9 protein-coding genes are annotated in these 8,712 nt (G+C 72.6%); 1 reads left to right on the top strand and 8 read right to left on the bottom strand.

The window, feature by feature from the left end:
* Nucleotides 1–450: 450 nt before the first annotated feature.
* Genes ACILSK_RS04020 through ACILSK_RS04010 form a run of 3 tightly spaced genes read right to left on the bottom strand, consistent with a single transcriptional unit; the run spans nt 451 to nt 2,772 of the window.
* Entirely contained in the window at nt 451–1,509 is a 1,059-nt protein-coding gene (locus tag ACILSK_RS04020) for a hypothetical protein (RefSeq protein ID WP_395725826.1), read from the bottom strand.
* Complete coding sequence (locus ACILSK_RS04015) at nt 1,506–2,387, bottom strand: ATP-binding cassette domain-containing protein (protein ID WP_395725825.1); 882 nt, start codon at nt 2,385–2,387, stop codon at nt 1,506–1,508. The genes ACILSK_RS04020 and ACILSK_RS04015 overlap by 4 nt, the downstream gene beginning before the upstream one ends.
* Complete coding sequence (locus tag ACILSK_RS04010) at nt 2,380–2,772, bottom strand: GntR family transcriptional regulator (protein ID WP_395725824.1); 393 nt, start codon at nt 2,770–2,772, stop codon at nt 2,380–2,382. Before ACILSK_RS04010 ends, ACILSK_RS04015 begins: the two co-directional genes overlap by 8 nt.
* Nucleotides 2,773–2,905: 133 nt before the next feature.
* Between ACILSK_RS04010 and ACILSK_RS04005 the strand changes: the two genes are divergently transcribed.
* Nucleotides 2,906–3,685: a hypothetical protein gene (locus tag ACILSK_RS04005; protein WP_395725823.1), complete on the top strand. Its 780-nt coding sequence runs from the start codon at nt 2,906–2,908 to the stop codon at nt 3,683–3,685.
* Nucleotides 3,686–3,783: 98 nt separating this feature from the next.
* Here ACILSK_RS04005 and fabI read toward each other — a convergent pair whose 3' ends face one another.
* The 5 genes from fabI to ACILSK_RS03980 all read right to left on the bottom strand — a co-directional run bounded on the left by fabI (nt 3,784) and on the right by ACILSK_RS03980 (nt 8,645).
* Nucleotides 3,784–4,596: an enoyl-ACP reductase FabI gene (gene fabI / locus ACILSK_RS04000; protein ID WP_395725822.1), complete on the bottom strand. Its 813-nt coding sequence runs from the start codon at nt 4,594–4,596 to the stop codon at nt 3,784–3,786.
* A gap of 64 nt (nt 4,597–4,660) precedes the next feature.
* Nucleotides 4,661–5,395, bottom strand: coding sequence for a 3-oxoacyl-ACP reductase FabG (gene fabG / locus ACILSK_RS03995; RefSeq protein ID WP_395725821.1), 735 nt, complete (start codon nt 5,393–5,395; stop codon nt 4,661–4,663).
* 123 nt (nt 5,396–5,518) lie between these two features.
* Nucleotides 5,519–6,490, bottom strand: coding sequence for a VWA domain-containing protein (locus ACILSK_RS03990; protein ID WP_395725820.1), 972 nt, complete (start codon nt 6,488–6,490; stop codon nt 5,519–5,521).
* On the bottom strand, nt 6,481–7,470 hold the full coding sequence (locus ACILSK_RS03985; protein ID WP_395725819.1) for a DUF58 domain-containing protein: 990 nt from the start codon (nt 7,468–7,470) through the stop codon (nt 6,481–6,483). Before ACILSK_RS03985 ends, ACILSK_RS03990 begins: the two co-directional genes overlap by 10 nt.
* Nucleotides 7,470–8,645, bottom strand: a complete 1,176-nt coding sequence (locus tag ACILSK_RS03980) for an AAA family ATPase (RefSeq protein ID WP_395725818.1) — start codon at nt 8,643–8,645, stop codon at nt 7,470–7,472. Before ACILSK_RS03980 ends, ACILSK_RS03985 begins: the two co-directional genes overlap by 1 nt.
* Between the last annotated feature and the right edge of the window lie 67 nt (nt 8,646–8,712).

The raw sequence follows: 8,712 nt of genomic DNA, 5'->3' as shown, positions 1-8,712 counted from the left end.
CTCGGGTCAACAAGTCGACGCCGGCCTGGAGGACCCACCCACGGCACATCTGTGACGGGTCACCCAGTTCCCCGCCTGAACGGGGAACCAGGGACAGGCTTCTAATCAGGCCAACAGGTGAGCAGGCCGGCGTCGGCGCCGGGACGACACGTCCAAATGAAGGCACACAGAAGTGGCCGAATCAGCGCCGAGCCAATCCCGAACACCAACCCCGAATCCTGGCTCTTGATCCACCAGAACCGGCCCACCAACACTCACAGACCAGCGCAGCCGGCCCGGGGGCGCGAGGCCCCAGCCGCACATGGTTTCAGCCCGAGGGGACGGCCCCTATGGGGCCGACCGCCGTTCATCTCGGCGGCCTGCGCCCGAGATGCCCGTTCCGGCGCCGAGTTGATCAGCGTCGACCGGCCCCGATCCACGCGGCCCGCCCGGGCGAGCCCGCGGGACCGCTCAGAGCACCCGACGCCGCACCCGCATCCAGCCCAGCGTCAGGCCCGCCGCGGCGAGGACGGCGCAGATCGCGCCGACCACCAGCATCAACAGCCCGCCGCGTCCGGGGTCGAGGTAGTCGGTGTACCGGGCGACGATGCCGGCGCGGTCGAGGCATTGCTGCCACAGTGCGTCGACCTGGTCGGAGTCCGGGCGATCGCCCGGTGCCGTACCCGGCCCGTACAGCGAGCAGGACAGGCCATGGCCGGCATCCGTGTTGCCCTCGGCGTCCAGGAACCCGTCGTCCAGGTACAGCGAGCCGTCCGTCATCGGCATCCATCCGGTGCGGTCGGCGGCGTACACGATCCGGTCGTGCGGGACCAGATCGGTGTAGATGGTGTACCCGATGCCGACCACCAGCACCGCCGCCACGGTGGCGGACAGCGCGACCGCCGCGATGGTGCTGCGCAGGAACACCCCGGCCGGAACCGCGAGGCCGAAGGCCAGCAGCGCGAACGCCGCCGGCGTGATGCCCGCGGTCTGGAAGTCGGGCACGGCCATCCAGCTGAACACCAGTTGCCCGGCGTCGCCTGCCCACCTGCCGAGCAGCCCGACCGCCAGCAGCGCGAGGACCGGCGGCCCGCCGGCGACCAGGCACTTGGTCAGGTACCAGCGGGTCCGCCCCACCGACTGGGTCAGCGCGAACACCTGGGTGCCGCGCTCCCGGTCGGCGCCGACCACCGTCGCACCCACCAGCACGCCGACGAGCACCGGCAGGACCAGCATCGGCACCCGCAGCACCGCCCAGGCGGTTCCGTAGCCGGTGACGCGGGCCCAGGCGCCCGCGCAGCCGTCGTACGACGAACCCCACTGATCCTCGCAGAACTGCGGGGTCAGGTCGGCGGTGGCCAACGCGGACCGGAACGTCAGCCCGAAGATCAGGTAGGCCCCGGCCAGCACCGCGGCTGCGGACAGCGACACCAGCACCGCGAGCCGGTGCTGCCGCCACGCCACCCACCACATGCCCCTCGGGCCACGTCCGGCGAGCTCACGCGCCGCGGCGATCGGTTCGGTGATCACGCCGCCGCCGGCCGATCCGGGGCGGCGGCGCGCAGGCGGGCGACCACCACTTCCTCCAGCGTCGGCGCCGCCGTGGTCCACCCCTCGGGAACCACGGGCGGCCGCCCGTCCACCAGCACGGTGAGCTGGCGGGGGGCCCGGCGGATCTCGACCGCGCCCGCCGCCACGGCGGCCAACCCGGCCTCGTCGCCACCCGGTCCGGTGAGCAACACATGCCGGGCGAGAACTTCCTCGATCGGCCCGTGCAGGGTGATCCGGCCACCGGCGAGCAGTGCGAGATCGTCGCACGCGTCCTCGATCTCGCTCAGGATGTGGGAGGACAGCAGCACCGTCATCCCGGTGTCCGCGGCCTGCGCCAGCAGTGTCTGCTGCACCTGGAGCCGGGCCAGCGGGTCGAGGTTGGCCAGCGGTTCGTCGAGCAGAAGCAGGGACGGGCGCCGGGCCAGCACCAGCGCCAGCGCCAACCGGGCCCGCTGCCCGCCGGACAGCGTGCGGACCCTCGCCCGACGGTCCAGAGCCGCCTCGTCGCAGAGCCTTTCGGCCAGCCCACGATCCCAGCGGGCGTTCAGGTGCCGGCCGACGTCCAGCATGGTCGCCACCGTGAACTGCCGGTACAGCGGCTTGTCCTGGGCCAGGAAGCCGAGGTCCGGGTGGGCCGGCGACGACCCGACCGCCCGGCCGAGTACCGAGATCTGGCCCTCGGTCAGCCCGACCAGCCCCGCGGTCGCCAGCAGGAGCGTGCTCTTCCCCGCGCCGTTCGGGCCGACCAACGCGGTGATCGCGCCCGGCCGCAGCTCGAACGAGCAATACCGCAGCGCCCACCCCCGCCGGTAGCGAACGCCGGCGTCGTGCACCTGCATGATCGGTTGTTCACTCATCCCCGCCTCCATATGTCCTGTCCAGCAACGCCTTCACCAGTGCCTCCACCTCGTGCCGGGCCAGCCCGGCACCCCGCGCCCGGCCCAGCCACCCGGTCAGCTCGGCCCCGAGCGGGGAATCGACTCCGACCTCGGCCCGGGCCAGCCCGCGCAGCACGAACGTGCCGGCGCCCACCCGGCCCTGCACCAGGCCCTCGCGCTCGAGCTCGCGGTAGGCCTTGAGCACCGTGTTGGGGTTGATCGCCGTGCTGGCGACGACCTCGCGGGCCGTCGGCAACTTGTCCCCGACGCCGAGCCGGCCCAGGACCAGGGCCTGCCGGACCTGGTCCACGATCTGCAGGTAGGTCGGCAGTCCCGATCGGCGGTCGATCCGGAACTCGATCATGGGCATTACACTACTTCCCTAGTGCAATAAGTCAACAGCGGGCCGGAGCGACCGGAGTCGGCCCGAGCGACCGGGTACGACCGGTGGACGGCACGCAACGCGGACGTCGCATGCGTGACGTACGGTGGCGCTCGTGTCGATGTCCGGAGCCGTCCGTGCGGCCACCACGCTCGCGTTGTGGTCGGCCGCCTGGCGCGGTGGGTCCAGCCCGGACGACGTGCTGACCGCGATCGACGGGGCCGATCAGCGGGCCGGCGTCCGCGCAGCGACCGACGAGATCGCGGTGATGACGGGCCTGCCCGGCCCGGGTAGCCCGACCGCGGGGTCCGCGGCGCTGCTGCCGTTGCTGCGGGCCGGTGGCGATGCCGAACTGCTGCTCCCCTACCCGGGCGACCTGCGGGGCCTGCCGACCTCCGGCGAACTGACGATCGCGGCGCTGGACGCCGGGGCCGCGGTCACGCTGACCGGCTCGTCGCTGGCGGTGGTGCCGGTGAACGGCCACTGGCGGGTTTTCGGCAACCATGCCCGGCATCCCGCGGACGGCGTGGCGCAGGCCCACGACCGGTTGGACGACGAGGTTGCCCGGGCCACCCGGAGTCTGACGGGGATGGACGTCGCGCGGCAGTCCGACGGCGCCCGGGAACGCGTCCGCCAGCTGATGCTCGCCGAGGCGGTGGCGACGCCGCCGGCGATGCCGCGGGTCGCGTCGTCGCTGCTGGCCACCTCGATCTCGCTGCAGGCGCTGCTCACCGTCGCCGACAGCCACGACACCAACGCGGTGAACCTCTACCAGATGGCCGCCGTCGATGACGCGTTGCGGCCGCTGGCCATTGCCATCCGCGAGGCGCGCCGGGCGGCCGTGGCCGCCGGTGTCCATGCCCTGGCCGGCACCCGGCTGCGCGAAAGCCGCTGAACCCTCCCGAGTGTGCAGAAAGTGCCCCCATCCCCAGCGAATAGGGGCACCTTCTGCACACTCGGACGAGGCCGGACGGGCCGGCCCACCCGCACGGGTCAGCCGGCCTCCTGGCCGATCTCCTTCTTGCCGAAGCCGACCGCGTGGAAGCCGCCGTCGACCATCACCATCGACCCGCTGGTCGCCGGGAACAGGTCCGACAGCAACGCGACCGCGGCCCGGGCCACCGGGGTGGGATCGGAGGTGTCCCAGCCCAACGGGGCCCGGCCGGTCCAGCCGTCCTCCAGGTCGGAGAAACCGGGGATCGACTTGGCCGCGATGGTCTTGATCGGGCCGGCCGACACCAGGTTGACCCGGATCCCCCGCGGGCCGAGATCGCGGGCCAGGTAGCGGGTCACCGACTCCAGCGCGGCCTTGGCCACGCCCATCCAGTCGTAGGCCGGCCACGCCTGCCGGGCGTCGAAGTCGAGGCCGACGATGCTCCCGCCGTCGGTCATCAGCGGCAGCGACGCCACGGCCAGTGACTTGAGCGAGTAGGCCGAGGTGTGCACGGTCGTCGCGACGTCCTCCCACGGGCAGTCCAGGAAGTCGCCGCCGAGCGCGGTGGCCGGGGCGAACCCGATCGAATGCAGAACGCCGTCGAGCCGGTCGACGTGCTCGCCGACGCGGTCGGCGAGGGAATCGAGCTGGGACTTGTCGGTCACGTCCAACTCGACCACCGGTGCCGGTTCGGGCAGCCGCTTGGCGATCCGCTCCACCAGCGAGAGCCGGCCGTACCCGGTGAGCACCACGTTGGCACCCTGCTGCTGGGCCAACCGGGCCGTGTGGAAGGCCATCGAGGCCTCGGTGATGATGCCGGTGATCAACAGGTTCTTGCCGGCCAGCAGGCCGCTGCCGAGGTGGTCGCCCATGAAGTGTGTCCTCCGGTTTGGTGCGGGCAGGATGGGTGCGGGAATCCGGGGTTCGGCGTGGTCGTCAGTGGCCCATGCCCAGGCCGCCGTCCACCGGCAGCACCGCGCCGGTGATGTAGGCGGCCTGGTCGGACGCGAGGAACGCGACCGCGGCCGCGACCTCGTCGGGCGCGGCGTAACGCTTCAGCGGTACCTGTGCGACGATCTCGGCGCGACGGGCCTCCGGCAGCGCCTGGGTCATGTCGGTGTCCACGAAGCCGGGGGCGATCACGTTGGCGGTGATGTTCCGCGAACCGAGCTCGCGGGCGATGGACCGGGCCAGGCCGACGAGGCCGGCCTTGGACGAGGCGTAGTTGGCCTGGCCGGCGCCGCCGGACATGCCCACCACCGACGAGATGAAGATCATCCGGCCCCAGCGCTTGCGCAACATGCCGGTCGCGGCCCGCTTGGCCACCCGGTAGGCCCCGGTCAGGTTGGCGTCGATCACCGAGCTGAAGGTGTCCTCGGTCATCCGCAGCAGCAGGGTGTCGTCGGTGATGCCGGCATTCGCAACCAGAATCTCCACCGGTCCCTGCTCGGCCTCCACCGCGGTGAAGGCGGCATCGATGCTGGCGGCGTCGGTCACGTCGCAGATCACCCCGGCCAGCCCGGCCGGTGGTTCGCCGCTGCGATGGGTCACCGTCACCCGGTGGCCCGCGGCGGCCAGGGCGCGGGCGATGGCCAGCCCGATCCCCCGGTTGCCACCGGTCACCAACGCCGAGCGCCCCGTCGCGGGTGCCGCTGGGGGTTCTGCTGCCACGTCGATCCCTTCGTTCCCGGACTGCATCGTCGGCCGCCGGACGGAGGATCGGGCAATCCGTCCCGCTGCCGGGTCAGACCCTATCGGGCCGCGGGCGGTCGGGCCCGGCGCGCCGCCAGCGCGTCAGGGAATCCGGGCGGTGATCACCAGGGCCGCGGCCGATCCGAGGACGACCAGCATGGTGCCGGCGATGAGCCAGGGCTTGGACACGTCCTGCTGCTTGGTCTCGTAGCCGATCTGCTCACCCAACTGGGCATAGATCGACTTGAGCTCGTCGGCGGTGGCCGCCTGGTGGAAGTCACCGCCGGAGACCTGCGCGATCTGCTGCATGGCCTCGGTGTCCAGCGGGACCGGGATGACCTCGTCGTTGACGGTGATCGACCCGTTGTCGGTGCCGAACGCGATCACCGAGACCGGCACCTTCGCGGCGGCCGCTCGTTGGGCGGCGTCCTGCTCGGTCCGCCCGACGGTCCGCTTGCCGTCCGTCATCAGGACGATCCGGGCGGGCGGCGGCCCCGTGTCGGTGCCGTCGGTCGGGAGGGTTTTCGAGAACAGGTCGATGGTCTGCAGGCTGGAGATGATCGCCTCGCCGGTGGCGGTGCGTTCGTCGAGCTTGAGCCCGTCGATGGCCTGGTGCGCGACGGTGCGGTCGGTGGTCGGGCTGACCAGCACGGTGGCGATCCCGGCGAACGACACGATGCCCAGGTTCACGCCCGGCGTCAGCTCGTCGACGAACGAGTGCGCGGCCTCCTTGGCCGCGTCGAGCCGGTTGGGTGCGACGTCGGTGGCCTCCATGGACAGCGACACGTCGATGTCGAGCATGACGACGGCCCGGTTGCGTGGCTCCTTGGCGTCGGCGGTCGGGCCGGCCAGCGCGACGGTGAGCAGCAGCAGTCCGACCAGGACGAGGGCGGTCGGGATGTGCCGCCACCAGCCCGGCCGCTTCGGCGCGACCTTGTCCAGCAGTTCCAGGTTGGCGAACTTGACGGTGTTGCGCCGACGGCGGCGCTGGGCGATCAGGTAGCCGATGCCCAGGGCGAGCACGACCAGACCCGCGGCCAGCCACCAAGGGGATGCGAAGTCCACTACTGCCACGCCTCCCCGCCGCGCGGCGTCCGGTTCGGGGTGCCGGGGGCCGCGGCCCCGGTCCAGCCGCGCTTGCGGCCGACGATGAAGCGCAGCACGTCGGCGATCCAGTCGCCGTCGGTCCGCAACGTGAGCTGGGCCGCCCCGGCCCGGCGCAGGGCGGACGCCACCTCGGCGCGGTGCTCGGCGGCGGCCTTGGCGAACGCCGCGCGAAGCGCGGAGGAGGTCGAGACCTCCTTGGTGCGGCCGGTTTCCGGATCGACCAGGGTGACGAGGCCGACCGCGGGCAGCTCCAGGTCGCGCGGGTCGATGATCTCGACGGCGAGCAGGTCGTGCCGCGCGGACAGCCCGCGCAGTGGGCGTTCCCAGTCGACGGGGCCGATGAAGTCGGAGATGACCACGGCGAGCCCGCGCCGGCGCGGCGGGCGGCGCAGCTGCTCCAGCGCGGTCCGCAGGTCGCCCCGGTCCCCCGGCGTCGCCCGCGGATTGCTGGCCAGGGTGCGCAGCAGGTGCTCGAGGTGCGGCCGGCCGCCGCGGGCCGGTACGCGCGAGAGTTCGGACCCGGACGCCACTATCGCGCCGATCCGGTTGCCGCCGCCGCGGGTGAGGTGGCCGATCGCGGCCGCCGCGGCCACCACCAGGTCCCGCTTCTCGCAGCCGACGGTGCCGAAGTCCAGGGATGCGGACAGATCCGCCACCAGCCAGGTCTCCAACTCCCGGTCGGCGACGGTCTGCCGGATGTGCGGCTCGGTGGTGCGGGCGGTCACCGACCAGTCCATCCGGCGCACGTCGTCACCCGGGTAGTAGGGCCGGGCGTCGCCGGGTTCGGTACCGGGTCCGGGCACCAGACCCAGGTGATTGCCCTGCAGCAGTCCGTCGAGCCGCCGGCGGACCGTCAACTCCAACGTGCTCAGGGCGGCGTCCAGCCGGGTGGGGTCGGCGGTCCGCGGCGGCGCCCCCGGATTCGGCGGGATCCCGGACGGGGCCATCAGGCGGTCACCGGCACCGGGCCCGCGTGCACGTAGGGGCTGACCTGCGGCAACGGGATGGCCTGAAGCAGCCGGGTGAGCACCGCCTCGACCGGCACGCCGTCGGCCAGCGCGTCGTAGGACAGCACGAGCCGATGCCGCAGCACGTCGGCGGCGACGTCGATGACGTCCTGCGGGACGACGAAGTCACGGCCGCGCAGCAGGGCCAGCGCCCGTGCGGCGGCAATGATGCCCAGCGACGCCCGGGGGGAGGCGCCGTAGGAGAGCCAGCCGGCGACGTCGGCCAGTCCGTGCTCGGCCGGGGTGCGGGTGGCGAACACCAGCCGGACGACGTAGTCGACCAGCGCGTGATGCACGAAGACGGTCGCCGCCACCTGCTGCAGCCGGGCCAGTTCGTTGATCGGCAGCACCTGGTTGGGCGTGGGCGGGGTGACGCCCATCCGGTAGACGATCTCGCGTTCCTCGTCGGGCGAGGGGTAGTCGACGAGCAGCTTGAACAGAAATCGGTCCCGCTGCGCCTCGGGCAGCGGGTAGACGCCCTCGTTCTCGATGGGGTTCTGGGTGGCCAGCACGAGGAACGGGTCGGGCATCGGGAAGGTCTTGCCGCCGATCGACACGTGCCGCTCGGCCATCACCTCCAGCAGCGCGGACTGCACCTTGGCCGGGGCCCGGTTGATCTCGTCGGTGAGCACGAAGTTCGCCACCACCGGGCCGAGTTCGATGTCGAACTGCTCGCGCCCGACCCGGTAGATGCGGGTGCCGAGCAGGTCGGAGGGCACCAGGTCGGGAGTGAATTGGATGCGGTTGAACGTGCCGCCGACGACCCGGGCGAAGGTCTCCACGGCCAGCGTCTTGGCCACGCCGGGGACGCCCTCGATCAGCAGGTGACCCTTGGCCAGCAGCCCCACGAGCATTCGCTCCACCAGCCGGTCCTGGCCCACGATGATCCGCTTGACCTCGAACACGGTCCGCTCGAGCAGGGCGGCATCCGTGGCGGGCAGGGACTGGCCGATCGGGCGGCCGGGCGCCGCCGGCCGGTGGTTGCCGGCCGGTCCGGCCGGTCCGCCCGGTCCGGTCGGCTGACCGGTGGGGCCGTGCGGTGGCTGGTGCGTCGGCCCTCCGGGCACGCCCGAAGGCGGGCCGGCGGTCCCCCCACTCGACGGATCAGTGCTCATCGCGCCTCCTCCGGTCGGCGACATCGCAAGCTCGGTCGCCTCGAATCGATCGCCGATGAGTGTTCAT

Origin of the sequence: Nakamurella sp. (assembly GCF_044224575.1) — a bacterium.
GTDB lineage: Bacteria > Actinomycetota > Actinomycetes > Mycobacteriales > Nakamurellaceae > Nakamurella.
Note: the sequence above shows the minus strand (reverse complement) of the source record. Positions and strands in the feature narration are given on the sequence as shown.

Bases quoted from the DNA above. Each gene is read 5' to 3' on its own strand.
- ACILSK_RS04015 (WP_395725825.1), bottom strand. From the start codon at position 2,387: ATGAGTGAACAACCGATCATGCAGGTGCACGACGCCGGCGTTCGCTAC.
- ACILSK_RS04010 (WP_395725824.1), bottom strand. From the start codon at position 2,772: ATGATCGAGTTCCGGATCGACCGCCGATCGGGACTGCCGACCTACCTG.
- fabI (WP_395725822.1), bottom strand. From the start codon at position 4,596: ATGGGCGACCACCTCGGCAGCGGCCTGCTGGCCGGCAAGAACCTGTTG.
- ACILSK_RS03985 (WP_395725819.1), bottom strand. From the start codon at position 7,470: ATGGCCCCGTCCGGGATCCCGCCGAATCCGGGGGCGCCGCCGCGGACC.
- ACILSK_RS03980 (WP_395725818.1), bottom strand. From the start codon at position 8,645: ATGAGCACTGATCCGTCGAGTGGGGGGACCGCCGGCCCGCCTTCGGGC.